This is a genomic window from Nitratireductor thuwali, from assembly GCF_036621415.1.
In the GTDB taxonomy this organism is placed as follows: Bacteria; Pseudomonadota; Alphaproteobacteria; order Rhizobiales; family Rhizobiaceae; genus Chelativorans; species Chelativorans thuwali.
Map to the genome: position 1 here is coordinate 145829 of NZ_CP030943.1, position 19066 is coordinate 164894.

The window sequence follows — 19066 nt, forward strand, 5'->3', positions numbered from 1 at the left end:
GCGAAAATAGGGCGTCCGTGTCACGGAAACGTCGCTCCTGATATCGCGCTCGATGGGTCCGGAGCCAGGACGGCCGACACCGGCGAGACCAAAGTCTCAACGCCCTGGGCGTGAGAGCGTAGCCCGCCGCTTTTTCTCCCGTGTCTTCTTGGGATCTTCGATCGCCTCAACCGACTCGATGCATTTGGCAACATACTCCGGCGGCAGGCCGTGTTCTCTGGCACCTGCAAGGACGAAGTCCTTGTACCAGCCATAGGGCTTGAGGCTGTCGTCGACATAGTCCGAGCTGGCGAGATAGGTAAGTACCTTCCGCCTACGCCCTTTTTCGTTGATGACCGTGACCATTGCGTGCACGTAGCCGCTGCCGACACCCTCTGCCTTATCCAACTTCGCTCGCTCGGCAGGATCGAAGCTGAACAGGACTCCGATCACGCTACCGTCATCGCCACTGGGATATGCGTTGCACTTCCCGGATTTGTCCACGCTACGCTTATGAAAACGGAGCGAAAGACCCGGCAAGGTGGCGATGCCGAGCGGCTTGCAGCTCGGCATGCGTTCGCGCAGCCGGGCGGTTGACATGTTGGACCCATAGGCGAAATAGACGACTGGCTCCGGTGGCCCGGTCTCTGTGTTCTTCAGCGTCGCAATCGCGGGATCGCCCGGCTTGAGGATCGCGCGCAGCGGCACGGTCATAATGCTGCACTCGTCGGACTGTTCACCTTCGCGTGTGATGATCGACTGGCCATCCTCGAGATCGAGGATTGGAACGGGCCTGCCGGCCCATCCGCAGTCGGGGCAGCGCGGTCGTTCCCATAAGACTCCGGGTGCTGCGGTGTTTTCGCCCTGTTCCGGCTCGAGACGTGGCGAGCCGCATTTCGGACACTCGACAGGGACACCGCGAAGCTCGCGAACGAGCAATGAGGTCGCCATACCGACGGCGTGTTGGGTCAGCGAGTGTGCCATGTCGGCATCGAACCAGGTGGCCGACTTCGAGTGCGTCAGCCAGTTGGAGAAAGTCCATGCGGACTCAAGCGCACCCTTGAGGGCCCGGCGACGCTCCTTGTTGGTGTCTCCCGGCAGAAGATCATTGCAGATGATCTCCGCCCACGCCCGGAGGTTCGCGCGCTGCGGCGGTGTGTCGGTCCACGTTGCCGCGTCCTGCGCGACGCCGATCAGTTCGAGTAGCGTCTCCCGGCAGCGGACGCCGACAGCTTGATAGCCCGCGAGGTTGTGCGCCTGTGTCACGGCGGCGTCAGCTTCTTCGATCTTCTCGAAGACGGGGCCGAACTGTGAACCGGCATGCAAAAAGGACCCCGTTATCGGGGTGATCGGCGTCCAAAAGGGACCCCCCTGGTGAGGTGGTCCATCATGCTTCCGAGATTATTCGGGAGCAGATTTTGGGATGCTGGTTGTGGAGACGATTGCGAAGGTCCGGCGGGCGTATTTTCAGGACGGGAAGTCGATCAAGCAGATTTGCCGGGACCTGCGGGTTTCCAGGAAGACGGTTCGCAAGGTAATCCGCACCGGCGCCACCCAGTTCACCTATGAACGCAGCGTCCAGCCTCAGCCCAGGATCGGCCCCTGGCGTGATGAGCTCGACCGTATACTGGCGGAGAACGAGCGCCGCCCGAAGCGGGAGCGACTGACCCGTATCCGGGTCTTCGAAGAACTGCGCGCGCTCGGCTATCAGGGCGGCTACGACGCGGTCCGGCGCTATGCGGCGGCTTGGTCGAAGACGGCCATGGAAGTCAGCGCAGAAGCCTACGTCCCGCTGAGCTTCGACCCGGGCGAGGCCTACCAGTTCGACTGGAGCCATGAGATCGCAGTGATCGATGGGGTGACGACCACGATCAAGGTCGCCCATGTCCGGCTTTGCCACAGCCGGATGGTCTTCGTGCGGGCCTATCCGCGCGAGACCCAGGAGATGGTGTTCGATGCCCACGACAAGGCGTTCGCCTTCTTCGGCGGGGCGTGCGCCCGCGGCATCTATGACAACATGAAGACTGCGGTGGACACGATCTTCGTTGGCAAGGATCGGGCCTATAACCGCCGGTTCCAGCAGATGTGCGGGCACTATCTGATCGACCCCGTGGCCTGCACGCCGGCTTCGGGCTGGGAGAAGGGCCAGGTCGAGAACCAGGTCGGGGTGATCCGGCGGCGGTTCTTCATTCCCCGGCCGAAGTTCAAGAGTTATGCCGAACTCAATGCCTGGCTGATCGATCGCTGCCTCGCCCGGGCGAAGGCTCATGCTCATCCCGACATGCGCGACAAGACCGTTTGGGAGGTCTTCGAGGCGGAACGCCGGAGCCTCGTGCCTTATGCCGGTCCATTCGATGGCTTCCATGCCGTGCCGGCCTCCGTATCGAAGACCGGCCTCGTGCGGTTTGACCGGAACCGCTACTCGGTGGAGGCTCGCGCCGTCGGGCGCCCTGTGGAGATCCGCGCCTATGCCGAACGGATCGAGCTTTGGCAGGACGGCCAGGTCGTCGGTCGGCACGATCGCGTCTTCGGCCGCGATAGGGCCATCTACGATCCGCTTCACTACCTCCCCGTGCTGGCCCGCAAGCCCGGCGCTTTGAGAAACGGGGCACCGTTCAAGGGCTGGGAGCTGCCTCCCGCCATACGCCGGATCCGGAGCAAGCTGGAGCGCGTCCCGGGCGGCGATCGACAGATGGCGCAGATCCTCGCAGCGCTGCTGGCCGACGGGCTCGACGCGGTCGAGGCGGCCTGCGCCGAGGCGCTCCGCGAGGGCATTCATTCCGCCGATGTCGTTCTCAATATCCTGGCCCGGCGCCGTGAGCCCGAGGCACCGGCATCCATCGCAACCCCCGAAGCGCTGAGGCTGACCTGTGAGCCGGCCGCCGACTGCGCACGCTACGACACCCTGAGGAGAACCGACGATGGAAAGATCGCAGGTGCTGGAGGCGATGGGCCAGCTCAAGCTTTACGGCATGAAGGCCGCCTATGACGAGATCATCGCCACCGCGGTGAAGCGTCAGCACGAGCCGCAAAGGTTCGTTGGTGACCTGCTGCAGGCCGAGATCAACGAGAAGCAGGCCCGCTCGATCAAGTACCAGATGACGATCGCCAAGCTGCCACTGGCCAAGGAGATCGACGAGTTCGACTTCACCGACACCCCGGTCAACGAGACCCTGGTACGTGACCTGGCCGGCGGCGCCTTCCTGGAGCAGCAGCGTAACGTCGTACTCATCGGCGGCACCGGAACCGGCAAGACCCACCTCGCTGTCGGTATCGCCCGCGCCTGCATCCGCAACGGCGCGCGCGGCCGGTTCTTCAACGTGGTCGACCTCGTCAACAAGCTCGACGCCGAAGCACGCACCGATCGTCAGGGCCGCACGGCCGATCTGCTGTGCCGTCTCGACTTCCTGATCCTGGATGAGCTCGGCTACCTTCCGTTCGCACAGACCGGCGGACAGCTCCTGTTCCACCTGATCAGCCGCCTCTACGAACGCACCTCGATCATCGTCTCGACCAACCTGGCCTTCGGCGAATGGCCGAGTGTGTTCGGCGATGCGAAAATGACCACCGCGCTACTCGATCGCCTGACCCACCACTGCGACATCGTGGAAACCGGCAACGAAAGCTGGCGCTTCAAGACCAGAGCCTGAGCACGCAAACCCGCTGGCCCGATCCGGCTTCGCCATTTGGAAGCTACGCCGTCCCGGGCCAGCTACCGACGTGCCACCAGGGTCCCTTTTGAACGCCGATAGGGGGTCCCGATTCAATGCCGATTGACAGCCGAACGGGAGGATACGTTGATCACCTTCCTGTTGTTCTGCCGTACGCGGGATTCGGAGGCTCAGGCCAATATGGAAGGTCAGAGCAAGGTCCATATTGGGGAACTGTTCTTGAGAATAGAGGTTTGTGCCGCCCGTAATGACCCACCAGCGATCCTTGTTGGTGTGGATGTCCCACACGTCGTGGCGCGTGTTCAGAACGGCCTCCGAGTAGACCTTCTGCATGAAGGTGACTTCGAGGTCGGGCGCCTGCCATTCGAAGTATTCCCGGACTTCCTCAATCTCTTCTTCGGTAGCTTTCAGCATAATCGCCTTCGGCGATGGCTCGTCCGGGTAAGGCGGACGGATAAATGGTCAGGTCCGATTTACGGCTCTAACGGCGATCCTTCGGGCCGCCTGCTTGATGGTCGAGGCAATCTCGCGAAGGAAGGCAGCGCTAACCGATCCGATGGGTTCGGTCGAAACGAAGTCGTAGTCCTTGTCCATTTCGACACGATTGTACTCGTCGAGAATGATCCAGCACGGCGCGGCAAGACCTATGCGGCGGCATTCAGTTTCCGGCACGCTCATGGCGAGCTGGCCGGCAAGAGGTGGCTTGGATGTGAAGGGAAAGAGAAAAACGACATCCGGATTGCCCAGCGTCTTGATCACGATGCAGACGGGGCGAGGCTTCCGTCCGGATTCCTCGCCCTTTTGTGCTTCGTGGTGCCAGAGATAGTGGAACTCCGCGACGTCGCCCTGCTCAAACATCGGTCTTGGCGGGTTCAAGTATGGCGTCTATCCCTGACATGAGCTCCTCGTGGACATCGTCTGGCGCATCATGCAGCGAATAGGCCTTTGTCGGGCTCGGCTCGCCCCGCATTCGATGATAATCCCGGGCCGAGAGGACATAGAGCTTTTCCTTGCCGTGCTTAGTGAGCACGACCGGCTCGATCATCGCCGTCTCGAGGATTTCGCCCGAGGAGCGGTTCATGTCGGAGAAGGTGTACTGTTTCATCTCTTGGCTCCGGTGTTTCACGTAAAATAGGTATTTTACGTCATTCTGTCAATCCGAGCTGTCTAACCGAAATAACGGGCGGAGCCGGAGCTCCGCCCGAGCCGCTCAACCAAGGGCGGCCATCTGCATTTCGGCCGCCTTGCGATCGACGGTCTGGCCGGGGTTTTCGACATGGCGCTCAAAGGGCTTCCAGGCCTCACCGACGACCTCTTCGTAGGCGGCCACCACGCCTTCGGCGGCGCAACGTAGCGCATGGGCCTGAATGCCCATGTCGGCCGCGAATTCGCGCTTGCGCTGGGCCGCGCTGTCGAAACCGACTGGACCATCGAGGTCCGCGTCGCGGTCGTCGTTTGCGTTTCTGGCCGTGGCATCGCGGGCTTCCGAGACCGACCGAGAATAGAACTGACCGGCGCCGTGGGCTGAGCCGACATAGGAGCCGACGATCCGCTGAAGATGGATCTGCATGGCCCGTTCGCCGAGGCCTTCCTTCAAGGAGTCGGCCGTGTCGATGATGATCTTGCGATGGAGTTCGCGGATCCCGTCGCTGTCGATGACGGGGAGGCCGAAGCTTTCGGCAATGAGCGATGCCTGGGCGCTGTCGGGACAGGCGAGGCGGACCATTTCGAGGGAGGCGCCCTTGCGGAGCTGGACGACCTTGCTGGATTGGCGGCTGGAACGAGCGATTCTGGTCATATAAGAGTCCTTTCCTTCACGGTCTGGCCGAAGGCTCGAGCCGACCCCCTGCCGGCCCTCCCTTCGGGCGCGGTCCAGAAAAACCGGCGGAAGGAGGAGGCTTCAGGGTCCGTGCGGACCAAAGCCGAGCGGACCAGCCTTGCGGGCAAGCAGGGCCTTTGCCCTCGCGCCGTCCCGCTGGGCTGGTTTGCCGAGGCTGGTGCGCATGGCCGCTCCGCGGCGCGCCAGCGGCCTTGAAGGCTCCGGCCGCCGGTTTAGGACCGAAGCCAAAACCGAAGGGAGGCCGGCAGGGGGGTGGCGTTCCACCGAAGCTGACCCATGAAGGAAGTGATAATGACCCGGGACAGCACGCCTGTCATCCCGACAGGCTGGACACCCCGGCATCTTGCGGCCGAACACTGCGGTCCTCGCTTCTCTTCCTGATGATGGCGGTCGCACACGCCCGAGGAGCGAGCTCCCGTGAAACGGTATCGATCGAGTCAGTTCCTTCGACGTCTGGAAGGTATCAGCCGACAGGCGCCTTGCGTGCGGGATCGGGGCCTGGACGGGCCGATCGGGGTCGTTGTTCCGCTCTTGGCTCTCGCGCGGTGTTCCATTCGGGAAACGGTGTTGCTCCCGGCGCATAATCGGCCGGAATCACGACCGGTGCCATCGATGCGGCGAGGTCCTCGCCGGCGACGGCCCAGTCGACAATTGTGCCGGCCGCCGGAACAGCCGCTCCACACCGGTCGAACTGGTTTTCCAAAGCAGCTGCGACAGCCGACCGGGGACTGACGGCGTGCGTATCGACGAGGATGTGGACCGCGACGAGATAGGTGGTCATCGGTTGGGTCTCCGTGCTGGATGGTTGAAGCGTGGCGCGCGGATCGAGACGAGCACCGCGCGCTTCCAGGCATAGGCGCCTGCGAAGCGATGGCGATGGCGCTTGTGTTGGACGACAAGACGGGGACGTGCGCCCTCCATCCCGAACACAGCCCGCCGGCCGAAGCGGACGGCTATGGCCTTCCATGGAATGGGCATCACCGCCCCCAGGCGACAAAGCTCGAGGGTCCGTCACAGGATGCGTGGCGCGCCGGATCGACGACGAAGCCGAATCGGCCAACCTCGTACTCACTGGCCGCGACCAGAAAGCGCTGGCGCTCGAGGCCCTCACCACGGCCTCCACCGAGCGTGGCGATCACCTCAATAAAACGTTCGTGGTGCTCTGATCTGATCGCCGACACCACGACCCAGTCACCCGCATGCCGCGCCTCGAATGCCCGGCGATCCTTCTCGCGGGATTCGCGGCCGGCGCGCGCACCAGCGTGTGGCGAGAAAATACTGACCGACGCGCCCCGGCAGCATGGCAAAGACAGTGTCATCGACGCGCGCCACGGGAAACCCTTCAGCGCTGATGCCGAAACAAACGTCCGACTGGTCGGGCGTCCCGCACGACCGATGGTGCGATGACTGAGAACGGATCATGCCGCCCTCCCCTCGATCTGATCGGCCGCGGCCTCGTCGGCGGTCACCTCACGGAGCACGGCATTTGGATAGCCGTTCCGCGACAACCATTCATCGGCGGCCTGACGGTTGGCCGCGACATGGACGAGCTCGGCCTCATCGCCGGGGCGGTCGAATACGAGGACGGAGCCGATGGCGGGCCGTTCGACTACCGTGAAGGCGAGGTCGCTATCGACCGAGACGGTCTTGAAGACCCTGAGCACGATCACCGCCTTGCTGCCGAAATCCCCCTCATGAAGTGTGATCGCGGCTGGTATTGTGGTTTCGCCGACCTGCGTGCCGGTCTGTTTCCTGACGAGCCGGCCGGTGTTGTTGCGACTTTCCCAGGCCCGCAGCTTGCGCCGATGGCGCTCGGGGGGCCGCGGGGTGCCGTCGGAATAGCGGATGATCGCGCCCAGCGGCACGTGGTCAAAGATCAGTTGCGCGGACATGACGTCCTCCTGTTCTGGATGCTGAAACGAAAGCGCCGCCGGGGTGGACCGGCGGCGGATCAGGCATTCGAAAGAGAAGGGTGGTGGGGCTATTCGGCGGCCTCGCGGAACCCTTCGCTGTCGTCGTGGTCCGGGTCGACCGGTTTGGCGCCCGTGCCATCCGGCTCCTCGTCCTCCTCTGTGACCGTGTTGGACGCGAGCCACGCCGCGAGCGCGTCGCGGTCGGGTGCGAAGAACGCCGAGGGATGAACGAAAGTCTGCTCGTTGAACGCCTCGACCAGCGCCGCCCGCGTATCCTTGACCCGGGCCCGGGGCAGGACGGCGGTGCCTTCGCACGACGCCTCGAGGGCGGTGCGCGACAGGCAGGACAGGAAGTCCTCCGTGCCCATATTGGGCAGGAACCCGTCGGCGCCAACCGCCTCGCCCGCAGCGCGGGCAACGATGCCGCTATTGGTCCGGTTCTCCTGGCAGGAGAGCACCTCGATCAGCATGGAACGGACGGCAACGCGCAGCGTCTCCATGTCGAAGGAGAGCTTGCCCTCGGCGTCGAAGAGCGCCGCCGCGTGACGCGCGATCCGTTGATTGCCATAGTAGTAGTCGTCTCCACCTCCATTGGCGGAATCGACCCTGACATTCTGGCCGGCGAAGGCGAGGACCAGCAAGGCCATCAGCGTGTCGTCCTCGATCGGCGCGCGGCCGAGCGCCTCATGAAGGGCATCGGTGCGGAGGTCGCCGATCATCTCGATACCCTTGCGGGTGACATCGGGCCGCGTCTTGGGCATCACGACGGCATCCTCGCCCGAAGACCCGTTGCCCTTTGCCGGCTTCGTCTCCGGCATCCGGAAGTGAACGGACTGCACCTTGCCGTCGCGGTCGAGATACAGGGCGGTGTAGTCCGACTTCTTCGGCTTGCCGTAGACGCGCTCGGCCTTCTTGGGCAGCTCCGGCTGGCCCCAGCTATTGGCCTCGGTGATGACACCCTTCTTGGGCAGGTTGCGCGTCATCCACTCCTGCTGCGCACCGAGATAGGCTTCGACATCGGTGGTGTAGCGGCTGTCCTCGTCGGCGGGCGCGAACAGGTCCTCGACCCAGGAAATGCCGTAGGCCTGGGCCAGTTCGTCGTCGAAGCTGGCATCGCGCGCATACATTCGGGTCTTGGAAAGGCCGTTGGCCACGCTCCACCAGGAGACCTGGGGATCGCCCTTGCCGGGCTTGTGCGCCTTCCACACCTCCCTCTGCTCGTCGAGGGAGGCCGCCGCGATCGTGCGCAGCTGGCTTTCGTTGGGCATGTCGCCCCTGGCCATATGATCGAGTATGGCCGGCAGCACATTGGCGAGCAGCCGCAGCTTTCGGATCTGGCGGACCGAAAGCGCGAGGGCGACGGCGATCGCCTCCTCTGTCCAGCCGATGGCGACGAGGCGCTCGATCGCCCGCCACTGGTCGACCGGATTGAGCCCTTCATGGGCGAGCGTTTCGACGAGCGAACGCATGGCGCCGCCATCCTCGGCGGCTTCTCCGACGATGACCGCGATCTCTTCGAGACCGGCGGAGATCGCCTGCTTGACGCGGCGGTGCCCGGCCTGGATGACAAAGCCGTTGCCGCCTTCGGCCTGAGGCGCCACGACGGGCGGCTGCACGATGCCGACCGCCTTGATCGTGGCGAGCAGCAGCGCATCGGCCTGGGGATTGGATTTCGAGCGGCGGGCCTTGTCGGGATTTTCGACGAGCGCGCGCGGATCGACGAGCTTGATTTCCATCGGGATGCTCCTTTTCGGGGTTCGGGGTCCAGCACCACGCCGGTCCCTCTTCGTCTTCTTTTCAAAGACACTCCCCGGCCCGCGGAGCGGACGGGCCGGTGCAACTGCGGCCGAGCATCCCTGCCCGGCTGGGCGAGCATGGCTCGTGAGCCATCGCGACGACCGACGGGCCGGGATCGCGAGCGGCGCGGTTGACGTGAAACCGCCAGCGGACTGGCCGCTCTGCGAGGGGTTCTTCTGCCCCTGCTTTCCTCTCCGCGTTCCCGCCCTGCCCTGATCCGCTTCTTGCCCATTGGCATGCAGCGATTGGCCAGTTCGCCGATATTCTACGCAGCCCTTGATCGCCGTTCCAACTGACGCTATGTTGCGTCATAACTACCGGCAATCGATTGAGGCGACAGAATGAATCTCGCGCAATATTCAGATCACGGGATGTTCGCGCCCAGCAAGATCGCAAGTGTCTTTCGCACAACGAGCGAGGAGATCGCGCGGACGGTCGGCCTCGGCAAGGACGCGATTCAGCGCAAGGATCGGATGCGCTCGGACAAGACACAGCGCCGCCTGCGCGAGATGGTGGAGATCGTGAACAAGGTCGAACCGCGTTTCGGCTCCGCGCTGATGGCTTACGCCTGGTATCGGTCCGAGCCGCTGCCTGGATTTTCCGGCCAGACGGCTATGCAGCTGGTGCGCGATGGCCGGGCCGAAGAGGTTCTCGATTTCATCGACGCGGTCGACGCCGGCGTTCACGCCTGACCGTGGCGCTCACCTATTCCGGAAAACTGTACCGGGCGCTCAATCCTGTCTTCGCGCGCGAACCGATGTCGGGACGCGGAGCGGAACTCTATGGCGGCCGGTTCAATCCAAAGGGCGTACCGGCGCTCTATGCGTCGACATCCGTGCTGACGGCCCTAAGGGAAGCCAACCAGGTGGGCGATCTGCAACCGACAACATTGGTGTGTTACCGCGCTGAGATCGAAATGGTCTTCGACACCGGCGACGCATCGGCGCTGGGCAGGGCCGGCTTCGACGAAATCGCGCTGGCCGATTCGACCTGGCGCGATCAGATGAGGAAGACGGGCGAGGCGCGCACGCAGCGCTTCGCACGCGAACTGATAGCGGAAGGCTATAACGGCCTGCTGGTTCGCAGTTTCGCCAAGGGAGCGGGTCCGGGCGACATGAACCTCGTGCTGTGGCGATGGGGTGAAAGCGCCCCGTCTCGTCTGGAGCTGATCGATGATGAGGACCGGCTGCGGTAAGGGCGGAACCCTTCAGGCAGCCTTCTCAACTCCTGGCGCGGTGGCGATGGCGTCATCGGCCAGCTGCTTTTCGAGCTCGTACAATTGCCGGCGCTTGTCATCAAGCTCTCCGGCAAAGGCGAAGGCTTCGCACTGGCGGGCGCGGTAGGCGGCGAGCCTGCGCTCTGCGTCCGCCAGTCGCTGGCGATACCGAAGCCGCTCGTCCTCGAACCCCGACAGCGCGTGCTCAAGCCTTGAGATTGCACCAAGCGGTGTCGTGGTGACGGGAAGTTCAATCTCGTCTTCGGCGCCGGCGCGCATCAGCATGGTGGTGTAGCCAAATCCATCCCCACCGAACTGCTCGCCGGAGAATCCGACATCGAAGCCGCCGATCGAGGCGATCACGGTGTCGCCCTCCCGCTGCAGCTGGACGAGGGTGAGGATCTCCTTCATCAGCGCGCGGCCGGCGGGCTTGCGCTCGGAAAAGGACGTGCCGGCGACCGTCATTGCAAAGGCCTCGCCCGCGGTCGGAACACGCCGGTCGATGTCCTGTCCGATGTCGGAAATGCGGCGGGTCGCGGTCTCGATGTCGCGTTCGGCCTCGCGAATCTGACGGCGTACCGCATGCTGGTCGTCCGTATGGGCGGCGCGCAGACGCTCCAGCCGGGCGATATCGGCTTCGAGCCCGGCCTTTTGCATCAGGCGCGGGTCGCCCGAAGCGATCGCCTTGGCCATGGCGAACTGGTTGGCCTGGCCCTCGCCCAAATCCTCGAGCCTGCGGATCGAGGTGTCGCCGGAAAGGGCCGCGGCGATGAAACGGGCCTTGCGCTCATTGTTCTGCCACATGGTGGCGTCGAGCGAACCTTCGGTGGCATAGGCGAAGATATCGATCACGTCATGCTGATTGCCCTGCCGGCCGATGCGCCCCTCGCGCTGCTCGATCTGCGAGGGCAGCCACGGCACGTCGAGATGATGCAGGGCCTTGAGGCGCAGCTGGGCGTTGACGCCGGTGCCCACGGTTTCCGACGAGCCGATCAGGAACCGCACCTTGCCGGCATTGACGTCACCGAACAGGCGGTGCTTGGCCTGCGCGCGTCTGTAGTCCTGCATGAAGGCGATCTCCGACGCGGGCACGCCCCTGCGCACAAGCTCGTCCCGGATCCAGCGATACGCAGAGAACCCCCTGCTCTTTTCCACGCTGATCGTGCCGAGATCGGAAAAGATCATCTGGGCGGCGCCGGGCAGATCGAAGCAATCGCCATCGGGCTTGCGATAGGTGTTCCGTGAGGTTTCCGACCAGATGCGGAAGGCGTTACCGATCAGGTCGTTGAGCTTGTTGTCGGGCTCGTCTCCATTGTCGGGTTCGACTAGGCGCAGGTCGATTGCAGCGTGACGGCCGTCGGTGATCACCGACAACAGGATGTCGTCTCCGGGCTTTGCCGGTCCCTCCCGTTCCTCGATCGCCTTGATGCGGGCGTCGAGCACGGTCTGGTAGCGTTTGAAAGCGGCGGACGGCCTGGAGGTCCTGATCTGCCGCTTGCCGGTCGAGACCGCCGGCACCTGCACATACTGGCGCAAGTCCTCCGGCAGCACGACGTCCGCAAAGGAGCGGAACATGGCGATGAGCTCGGGCACGTTGACAAAGGTGGCAAAGCGCGTGACCGGCTTGTATTTGCCCGAGGGCTGAAGCTCGAGTTCGGTCGTCACATCGCCGAAGGTCGATGCCCAGGCGTCGAACTCGTGCAGACCGCGCTCCTTCAGCGCCTCAATGCCGAGGAAGCGCTGAACGGAGAACATTTCGCCAAGGGTGTTGGTGATCGGGGTGCCCGAGGCCAGCACCAGCGCACGGCCGGGGTTCATCGTCTCAACGAAGCGGGACTTGACGTAGAGGTCCCATGCCCGCTGCGAGCCCGTAGGATCGACACCTTTCAAGCTCGAGATGTTGGTGGCAAAGGAGAGCTTGCGGAACTCCTGGGCCTCGTCGACGATGATCTGATCGATGCCGAGCTCGGAAATGGTCAGCAGATCGTCCTTTCGCGTGGCGAGCGCCTCCAGCCGTTCCTTGAGCCCCTCCTTCAGCCGCTCGAGTCGCTTGCGCGACACGCGGTCGTCGCTTCCGACCGTGGTAAGCAGGTCTTCGTAGAGCTCCAACTCGTCCTGAATCATCTGCTGTTCGAAGGTGGACGGAATGGAGATGAACCTGAACGCCGAATGGGTGATGATGATCGCATCCCAATTGGCCGTGGCGGCACGGGCGAGGAAGCGATGCCGCTTGTCCTTGGTGAAGTTGGTCTCGTCGGCAACGAGGATGCGGGCGGTCGGGTAGAGCGCCAGGAACTCGCGCGCCGCCTGCGCCAGACAATGACCGGGAACGACCAGCATCGCCTTGGCAATCAGCCCGAGCCGCTTCTGCTCCATGATGGCGGCCGCCATGGTCATGGTCTTGCCGGCTCCGACGGCGTGGGCGAGATAGGTCGAGCCCGCCGAGATAATGCGCCAGATGCCGCGTTTCTGGTGCCCATAAAGAGAAAAGGCGCCTGAGGCGCCCGGAAGCTGAAGGTGATCGCCGTTGAACGTTCGCGGGGCGATGTTGTTGAACCGGTCGTTATAGTCCCGGACAAGCCGATCGGTGCGGCCGGGATCGGACCAGATCCATGTCTGGAACGCCGTCTTGATCTTTGTGAGCTTCTCCTTGGCCGCCTCGGTGTCGACCACATTGAGGACGCGCTTCTCGCTATCGCCCTCCTTCACGGTGTCGAAAATCTGCGGCACCCGGCTGTTGAGCGCATCGGCGAGAAGCTCGCCAGCGTGCCGCCGATCGGTGCCCCATTCCGAGGTGCCGGCGGCTGTGTACCCGAGCTGGCGTGCCTCGACCGTCCAGGAGGCGAGCTCCGGCATGTGGCGGATCTTGATTTCGGCGCCCATCATCTCCCTGACGAAATCGACAATGTCGGCGGCGGGAATCCAGGGGGCACCCAGACGGGCCGTGATATCGGACGGGCTGAGGTCGGCGGGCTGGACATCACGCAGCGCCCGGATATTGCGTTCAAACACCGGATCGAGGGCGGCGGAAGCGGCTTCCGCCGCCCTGAGTTTGTCGCGCACCTTCCCCGAGAGATAGGCGTCGGCGGTCTGCCAGGACCCGGTCTCGAGTTCGCGGAAAACGGCGTCGCCCAGCTCGGCGATAACGGTGTCCACGTCGGCATGCATGAGCTCGGCAATGTGATCGACATCGACATGACCGCGCTCGTTGAGCACCACGGCCAGCGCATCGGCGGCACAGGTGATGACCGGCGTCGTGGGTGGGGCGATCACCCGCTCGGTAAAGATCGGACCGGGGCGCGCCGTGTTCGTCTCGAGATCGCAATCCTCGATCGAGGCGACGAGCCAGCAATCGGGATCGTCGAGGAAGGGCTGGAGATTGGGACGACGGTGCGTTTCGCGGACTTCGCCGGTCTCAAGATCCTCCTTCACCGACACGGAGGTGGAATTGACCGGACCGAAGGCACGCACGAAGTTCGACCACGCAATCCGCAGCCTGACCTGGTGCTGCTTGAAGGGCTCGTCGCGCTCCTGAGCCTTGAGGACCTCGCGCACGGCGTCGCGGATCGGGATCAGCTTTCGGATGATTCTGGCGTGCTTTTCGGAGATGCCGTCAGCGGAGCGGCCCTTGCGCACCGTGATGGTAACCGGTTCACCGCCGCGCATCTGCATCAGCGCCTGGTTCTTCCCGACAAAGAAGCTGCCCTCGCGCATGCCCTGCCCTTCGGGCTCATCGCATTCGTGGGCATCGCCGGCATCGGTCTCCGGGTCGACGGCTTCCGGCTCGCCGTCATAGATCGCTTCCGGAAGAAGATGGATGGCGGCGCCAAGCGCCTGCTCCAGATCGACATGAGGCTGCGGAAGGCAGGTATAGGTTTCGCCGCAAGGTCCGGACGTCGTGGCATGTGTTCCCAACACGTGATCCGGATGCTGCGCGAACCAGCGATTGATGCGGATGGGGCCCTCGTCCTCGGTTGCAGGCCGGACCTCTTCTGTTTCCAGCCAGGACATGTCGCCATCGGCGTCGTCTGGCCTGCGCTTCCGGAAATAGAGGATGTCGACCACCACGTTCGTGCCGGCTTCGGCCCGGAAACTGCCCTCCGGCAGGCGGACGGCGGCGACAAGATCGGCCTGTCTGGCGATCGTCTCCCGGGCGGCTGCATCGGCCTTGTCCATGGTGCCGCTGGAGGTGACGAAAGCCGCAAGTCCGCCGGGCTTCAGCCGGTCGATGGCCTTGACGATGAAATAGTCATGCAGCCGCAGACCGAGGCCGCGATACGCCCGGTCCGAACGCACCGTGCGATCGGAAAAGGGCGGGTTGCCGATCGCCAGGTCGAAATGCGCGGGCAGGTCCGTACGGGCGAAATCGCCGTTGACGATGCGGGCGCGGGGCTGGAGCAGGCGGGCGATGCGCGCGGTAACCGGGTCGAGCTCGATGCCGGTGACATGGGTGACCGGGCACAGGTCCCCGGGCATCGGGGCGGGAAACAGCCCCGTGCCGATACCGGGTTCGAGCACCCGACCGCCGCGCCAGCCGAGCCGCAGCAGGCCCGCCCAGATGGCACGGACGATGAACGCCGGCGTAAAATGCGCATACTGCGTGCAACGGGCGAGCGAAGCGTATTCCTGCTCCGAGGTAACATCCTGTAGGTCGGCGCCGATCTCCTGCCAGTCCTTGCGAAACGCCTCCTCGCCCGGGCGCCGGAACACCGAATTGGCCAGTTCCGAGGCCCCGAACCCGGTGAACTTGATGAGAGCCGCCTGTTCCTCGACCGTCGCCGGACGGGCCTCGGTTTCGATCGTCTGGGCGAGCGCGATGGCGGCGATGTTGTCCTTGGCGCGCTGCCTCCAGCCACGGGCCAGACCGCGATCGCCGACGAGATGAAAGTTCTCGCCACGTTCGTTGTCGGCGGTCTTGCCGGGGCGTTGTGAGGCTGCGGACACCGGCTCTTCCGGCGTATTTTCGTGATCCTCCGGCCGTTCGATCGTCGTGCCGAATACGGTGACGCCAAGACCGATGCCGGATGAAAGGGTGTTGCCGAAGAGATCAAGTGTGAAGGGGTCGTCATTGGGCATGGGTTGTTCTCCATGTGTTGGGACGCACGCCCGCCCGTCACCGGATTGGCCGGTGGCGCGACGCACGCGACAGGTTCGGGATGGGGTCAGCGGGTGATCAGCGAGAACGAGATGTCGTGCTCGGTGAGCTGCACCCTCAGATGGGTGGCGCCAAAATTCCGATTGGAGCTCGGGATCAGCAGGTCGGCATCAATGAATTCGACGCCGTCATCGCCCCCGAAAATGGCGGCGCTTGTAGTCCCACCAGTCCGGATTGCCCTTAGGGTGGCATTCGGCGGAATAGACGACGAGCGGCTTTTGTCCGTCGGCGAGTTTGCCGTTTGAGATGATGTAGACCCCCCTCGTCGCCAACGAGCCACAGGCCGGGCTTTTCGCCCTGGCCGGGTTTCAAGCCGTAGTAGGGATTGCGGAAGCCGCCATTGGCGGCCGCGTCCAATGCCCCGTGCGCGATGACTTGCGCACGGCCATGATCGGGAACGTGAACATGGCGGCCTCACGCGGCCTCGGCGAGCGGCAGGTGGCGCAGATGAACCGGGAGCTTTTCCGAGATTTGCGCGTCGGTCAGATGATCCAGTAGCGCGAGGCTGCTTTCATGCCTGCCATAGACGATGACGGTGCGCTTGCCGCGATGCTCGGGTCGGAAGCTCGCGTCAGCATAGCCGCGATACCGGTCCTCGGTGGCGCTCCAGATGTGCTCGATGCGCTCCTCGCGGGTCATCGCCTTGACCGGGCGGCGCTCCCGCTCGATGATGGCGTCGCGCATCTCGACCGGCGAACCGGGCCGGGCGAGATCGCAATAGGCATGGAAGTAGCGGTCCACCCCATTGATGCGCGGCGTATAGAACACGCTGGTGATGCTGCCGGTCAGGAATTCGCCGAGGGCGAACATCTCTCCGCGCATCCAGAGCGGCGGCAGGATATCGAGCATGTAATCGTGTTCGGGTCGGGCGATCTCGAACCATTCGCCCGCGAACAGGGCGCCGTCGTCGTTCTGCCAGCGGTTGGGGCGCTGGGCGTGGCGATCGAACAGGCGGAACATCTGCCGGCGATCGGCTACGCCGAAAAAGATCTTGCGGATGGGAGAGAGGGTCATGGGTGGCTCCTTGGCCTCCGGGGCTGGAGCGCGGCTCATCCTCTCGACGTCGCCGTCCTCTTCAGCCCTTCCGGACCCCTCTCGAGCGGCCGCCTCTCCGTCCGGCCGGGTCAAGGGCCGGCGTCAGCCGGGCGAAGCGTCACCCTTGAGGCGGCCGGCGGGCATGCGGCAGCCGTCCTCCTTCGGCTTCTCCCTCCCTCTAGATTCCTGGTTCCTTCCCAATTCCGCGTTCCAGTCTTCCGCCGGCGGACAGCTCCGCTCGAACCCGCATCCTGCTTCGGCCGCAAGGTCTCGCAGACGGCGAGCATAGATCTCGCCCTGCGCGTTGTTGTCGGTGGCCGCCACGAGATGGGCGCCCGGCCGGTGGGCGTATGTTCGAAGGGCTTCGGCCGTGGCGGGTGCCCAGCCGCCGCCGGTGCTGAGATAGAGGGTATCCGCTCGGATGTCCTCGATCGCGGCCCGGCTCATGGCGTCGATCGCCGCCTCGGTGACACAGAGTCGAGGCGCATCGGGCCGGCCGAGACGGAACAGCACCTTGGCGCCTCCGGTCGCGAAGCCGCGCCAATCGGGACCGCGCTCCTCCCAGCCGGTAACCTCACCGGCGGAATCGGTGTGGGAGGCCCACATGCTGCCCTTCGGGCCTTCGCGCAGGAGGTTCGCGGCAACGGCTTTGCGGATCACTGCCTCGGGAATGTGGCGCGTGTCGTGGAGATAACGCCATGTCGCCGAGGCGGGCCAGGGTTTGCGCCGGACCCGCCAGCGTTCGGTGATCGTCAGGTCGGGCGCACGGTCCCTGGCCTCGCGTGTCCAGACCGGTTCGGTCGGGACAAAGCCGACCAGTTCGGCAACGACATAGAGCGCGGCGGCAAAAGGAAAGCCGTCGAGATGTTCCACCAGGGTGAAGACGTCGCCCTTTGCATCCGACAAGGGATCGAACCAGCCGTTGCCGTCATGGATGACGATGATGATCTCGGCGGCGCGGCGATACTTCATCGCCTTTCGGCTGCTCTCCTTGAGATCGAGCGCGAACCCCGCGTCTTCCAGCACGGCGCTGCAGGGGACCTTCCCTCTCAACTCTTCCAGGTCTGCTTTTTCCATATCTCGCCTGCGCCTTCGCGCGCTCCTCTTATCCGATTCCCGCTCCCGGTCTTGGCGGGACGAGGATCGGCAGGCCGCGAAGAGCAAGCCGGGCAAGGGCGCGGCTGGCAACCCGGCAGTTTTGCGGGACCGGTTGATTCCGCCCGCCGCGGCGAAGCCTCCCTTGCCGGGCGCAGCGCGCAAGCGGCACGCACATCCGCACGTCGACCGCTGCGTCGCTCTTCCTCGGCGACGATCGCGGTCACCATCTCGATGTCCATTTCCGCTTGCGGGGAGATGCGGGCAATCTCGGCGGCGACCTTAGCCCAGTTATAGAACTCGACCCGATTGCCTGGGGCACGGGCGCACGCAGCCATCCGTGCCGTTCATCGACGATGAGATTGTCGGACCGTTCAACGAGCCGTGATCAGAGGAAGTGTTCTGTTTATTCGAGTGGCAGGCCAGGGGCGGTAAGAATTCGGTCGCTGAAAGACGGCGCGGTACTGGGCGCAAAATTTACTATCCATGAAATGACTGCAAGAAGACTTGGCGGGGCAAGTGCGCCTCCAGACCTCAACTGCTCGCGGCGGTGATCGGCAAGCGCGCACCGTATGCCCGCCGGATCATCTTCTAGACGGGGCCGCTGTCGGGGTGGTACTACCATGCGCCGACAGCACAGGGCTTCCGGCGATCTGCATCGACGCGCGGCATGCCAAGGCTGCGCTCGACGCGGCCGCGTACGGTTGTGTGCGTCAAGTTCAGCAAGTTGGGTCGGCCATAAAATTGGTCACGCGGCAGCATTGAGAATGAGTTTCTCGTGTTCCTTGAGGTCGCCGCTGCTGATGCAGCGGTGTGCTTCGAGCCGGTTCTCATAGGTTTCGACAGCCATACTGCGCGCTGTGGCGACAAACGGTTGCGCCGACAGCCATACGATACGGCTGAGGTCATGCTGAACAGCTCGACGGATTCCAGCATCCTGCGAACTTGGGCGTGGAGCTGAAAGAACGGCTCGGCCTCAGGCGCGCGGCCGTGACCGCCCCAATCAGCGAATTTGCAGAACTATCGACACTACCCGGGAAGCCAATGAGGCGAGATTGCGACGGACAGGAGTTCTCGGTATCGGCTCGATACGTTTAAGTTTGCCACAATTGCGGTTGCGGACGAAAAGTCAGGTTACAGAGCATGAAATTCGGGATGAAAAACAAATCGGAAGCATCATCCGGTCTGGAGGAACTTAGAGGTTCCAGTTCCGATTCTGCGCCCCTGTGGGAAATCCGGCTCGCCTGGGTGCTGCGCATTCCAATATTGGCGACGGCGGCACTTCACCTCTACCAGGGCACCTCCTTTGCCTCGCCACACTGGCGCTGATGGTTGTGCCGCGAAAAGACACGCCGTCCCTACCGG

16 protein-coding genes and 3 pseudogenes are annotated in these 19066 nt (G+C 64.1%); 6 read left to right on the top strand and 13 right to left on the bottom strand.

The window, feature by feature from the left end; all coding sequences use genetic code 11:
- Positions 1 to 96: 96 nt before the first annotated feature.
- Positions 97 to 1305 carry a gamma-glutamylcyclotransferase family protein gene (locus tag NTH_RS22750; RefSeq protein ID WP_338532277.1) on the bottom strand — a complete coding sequence of 403 codons (1209 nt, stop codon included), beginning with the start codon at positions 1303 to 1305 and terminating at the stop codon, positions 97 to 99.
- Between the two features lie 97 nt (positions 1306 to 1402).
- Here NTH_RS22750 and istA point away from each other — a divergent pair, with 97 nt between their 5' ends.
- A complete protein-coding gene (gene istA, locus NTH_RS22755) occupies positions 1403 to 2968 on the top strand; it encodes an IS21 family transposase (protein ID WP_338532278.1) in 1566 nt (521 codons plus the stop codon).
- Positions 2901 to 3629, top strand: a complete 729-nt coding sequence (istB, locus tag NTH_RS22760; RefSeq protein ID WP_338532279.1) for an IS21-like element helper ATPase IstB — start codon at positions 2901 to 2903, stop codon at positions 3627 to 3629. Before istA ends, istB begins: the two co-directional genes overlap by 68 nt.
- Here the strand turns inward: istB and NTH_RS22765 are convergent.
- The 8 genes and pseudogenes from NTH_RS22765 to NTH_RS22800 form a co-directional block, all read right to left on the bottom strand.
- Complete coding sequence (locus NTH_RS22765) at positions 3552 to 4064, bottom strand: hypothetical protein (protein WP_338532280.1); 513 nt, start codon at positions 4062 to 4064, stop codon at positions 3552 to 3554. The two genes, istB and NTH_RS22765, sit on opposite strands and share 78 nt — an antisense overlap.
- A 48-nt stretch (positions 4065 to 4112) precedes the next feature.
- Positions 4113 to 4526: a type II toxin-antitoxin system PemK/MazF family toxin gene (locus NTH_RS22770; RefSeq protein ID WP_338532281.1), complete on the bottom strand. Its 414-nt coding sequence runs from the start codon at positions 4524 to 4526 to the stop codon at positions 4113 to 4115.
- A complete protein-coding gene (locus NTH_RS22775; protein ID WP_065818563.1) occupies positions 4501 to 4755 on the bottom strand; it encodes a type II toxin-antitoxin system prevent-host-death family antitoxin in 255 nt (84 codons plus the stop codon). Before NTH_RS22775 ends, NTH_RS22770 begins: the two co-directional genes overlap by 26 nt.
- A 105-nt stretch (positions 4756 to 4860) precedes the next feature.
- Complete coding sequence (locus NTH_RS22780; RefSeq protein WP_338532282.1) at positions 4861 to 5448, bottom strand: hypothetical protein; 588 nt, start codon at positions 5446 to 5448, stop codon at positions 4861 to 4863.
- Between the two features lie 505 nt (positions 5449 to 5953).
- Entirely contained in the window at positions 5954 to 6271 is a 318-nt protein-coding gene (locus NTH_RS22785) for a hypothetical protein (RefSeq protein ID WP_338532283.1), read from the bottom strand.
- A gap of 196 nt (positions 6272 to 6467) precedes the next feature.
- A pseudogene (locus NTH_RS22790) lies at positions 6468 to 6731 on the bottom strand (hypothetical protein); the annotation flags it as partial.
- A 177-nt stretch (positions 6732 to 6908) separates the two neighbouring features.
- A complete protein-coding gene (locus NTH_RS22795) occupies positions 6909 to 7382 on the bottom strand; it encodes a hypothetical protein (RefSeq protein WP_338532284.1) in 474 nt (157 codons plus the stop codon).
- Positions 7383 to 7471: 89 nt separating this feature from the next.
- Positions 7472 to 9139 (bottom strand): ParB N-terminal domain-containing protein, encoded by a 1668-nt coding sequence (locus NTH_RS22800; protein ID WP_338532285.1) that lies wholly within the window; start codon positions 9137 to 9139, stop codon positions 7472 to 7474.
- 402 nt (positions 9140 to 9541) lie between these two features.
- Between NTH_RS22800 and NTH_RS22805 the strand changes: the two genes are divergently transcribed.
- Positions 9542 to 9892: an MbcA/ParS/Xre antitoxin family protein gene (locus tag NTH_RS22805; protein WP_338532286.1), complete on the top strand. Its 351-nt coding sequence runs from the start codon at positions 9542 to 9544 to the stop codon at positions 9890 to 9892.
- A gap of 2 nt (positions 9893 to 9894) precedes the next feature.
- Positions 9895 to 10395: an RES family NAD+ phosphorylase gene (locus NTH_RS22810; RefSeq protein ID WP_338532287.1), complete on the top strand. Its 501-nt coding sequence runs from the start codon at positions 9895 to 9897 to the stop codon at positions 10393 to 10395.
- Positions 10396 to 10407: 12 nt separating this feature from the next.
- Here the strand turns inward: NTH_RS22810 and NTH_RS22815 are convergent, their stop codons facing one another.
- The 4 genes and pseudogenes from NTH_RS22815 to NTH_RS22830 form a co-directional block, all read right to left on the bottom strand.
- On the bottom strand, positions 10408 to 15492 hold the full coding sequence (locus NTH_RS22815; RefSeq protein WP_338532288.1) for a DEAD/DEAH box helicase family protein: 5085 nt from the start codon (positions 15490 to 15492) through the stop codon (positions 10408 to 10410).
- Positions 15493 to 15578: 86 nt separating this feature from the next.
- A pseudogene (locus tag NTH_RS22820) lies at positions 15579 to 15978 on the bottom strand (DUF3085 domain-containing protein).
- Positions 15979 to 15985: 7 nt separating this feature from the next.
- A complete protein-coding gene (locus NTH_RS22825) occupies positions 15986 to 16585 on the bottom strand; it encodes a DUF1419 domain-containing protein (RefSeq protein ID WP_338532289.1) in 600 nt (199 codons plus the stop codon).
- A 123-nt stretch (positions 16586 to 16708) separates the two neighbouring features.
- Positions 16709 to 17683: a DUF3991 and toprim domain-containing protein gene (locus NTH_RS22830; RefSeq protein WP_338532290.1), complete on the bottom strand. Its 975-nt coding sequence runs from the start codon at positions 17681 to 17683 to the stop codon at positions 16709 to 16711.
- 511 nt (positions 17684 to 18194) lie between these two features.
- Between NTH_RS22830 and NTH_RS22835 the strand changes: the two are divergent.
- Both NTH_RS22835 and NTH_RS22840 read left to right on the top strand, forming a co-directional pair.
- Positions 18195 to 18400, top strand: a pseudogene (locus NTH_RS22835) (IS110 family transposase); the annotation flags it as partial.
- Between the two features lie 444 nt (positions 18401 to 18844).
- A complete protein-coding gene (locus NTH_RS22840) occupies positions 18845 to 19030 on the top strand; it encodes a hypothetical protein (RefSeq protein WP_338532291.1) in 186 nt (61 codons plus the stop codon).
- Positions 19031 to 19066 lie beyond the last annotated feature (36 nt).

What these genes read in the sequence shown, in the direction of transcription:
- istA (WP_338532278.1), top strand. Translation starts at nt 1,403, where the DNA reads ATGCTGGTTGTGGAGACGATTGCGAAGGTCCGGCGGGCGTATTTTCAG.
- istB (WP_338532279.1), top strand. Translation starts at nt 2,901, where the DNA reads ATGGAAAGATCGCAGGTGCTGGAGGCGATGGGCCAGCTCAAGCTTTAC.
- NTH_RS22765 (WP_338532280.1), bottom strand. Translation starts at nt 4,064, where the DNA reads ATGCTGAAAGCTACCGAAGAAGAGATTGAGGAAGTCCGGGAATACTTC.
- NTH_RS22775 (WP_065818563.1), bottom strand. Translation starts at nt 4,755, where the DNA reads ATGAAACAGTACACCTTCTCCGACATGAACCGCTCCTCGGGCGAAATC.
- NTH_RS22780 (WP_338532282.1), bottom strand. Translation starts at nt 5,448, where the DNA reads ATGACCAGAATCGCTCGTTCCAGCCGCCAATCCAGCAAGGTCGTCCAG.
- NTH_RS22785 (WP_338532283.1), bottom strand. Translation starts at nt 6,271, where the DNA reads ATGACCACCTATCTCGTCGCGGTCCACATCCTCGTCGATACGCACGCC.
- NTH_RS22795 (WP_338532284.1), bottom strand. Translation starts at nt 7,382, where the DNA reads ATGTCCGCGCAACTGATCTTTGACCACGTGCCGCTGGGCGCGATCATC.
- NTH_RS22800 (WP_338532285.1), bottom strand. Translation starts at nt 9,139, where the DNA reads ATGGAAATCAAGCTCGTCGATCCGCGCGCGCTCGTCGAAAATCCCGAC.
- NTH_RS22805 (WP_338532286.1), top strand. Translation starts at nt 9,542, where the DNA reads ATGAATCTCGCGCAATATTCAGATCACGGGATGTTCGCGCCCAGCAAG.
- NTH_RS22815 (WP_338532288.1), bottom strand. Translation starts at nt 15,492, where the DNA reads ATGCCCAATGACGACCCCTTCACACTTGATCTCTTCGGCAACACCCTT.
- NTH_RS22825 (WP_338532289.1), bottom strand. Translation starts at nt 16,585, where the DNA reads ATGACCCTCTCTCCCATCCGCAAGATCTTTTTCGGCGTAGCCGATCGC.
- NTH_RS22830 (WP_338532290.1), bottom strand. Translation starts at nt 17,683, where the DNA reads ATGGAAAAAGCAGACCTGGAAGAGTTGAGAGGGAAGGTCCCCTGCAGC.
- NTH_RS22840 (WP_338532291.1), top strand. Translation starts at nt 18,845, where the DNA reads ATGAAATTCGGGATGAAAAACAAATCGGAAGCATCATCCGGTCTGGAG.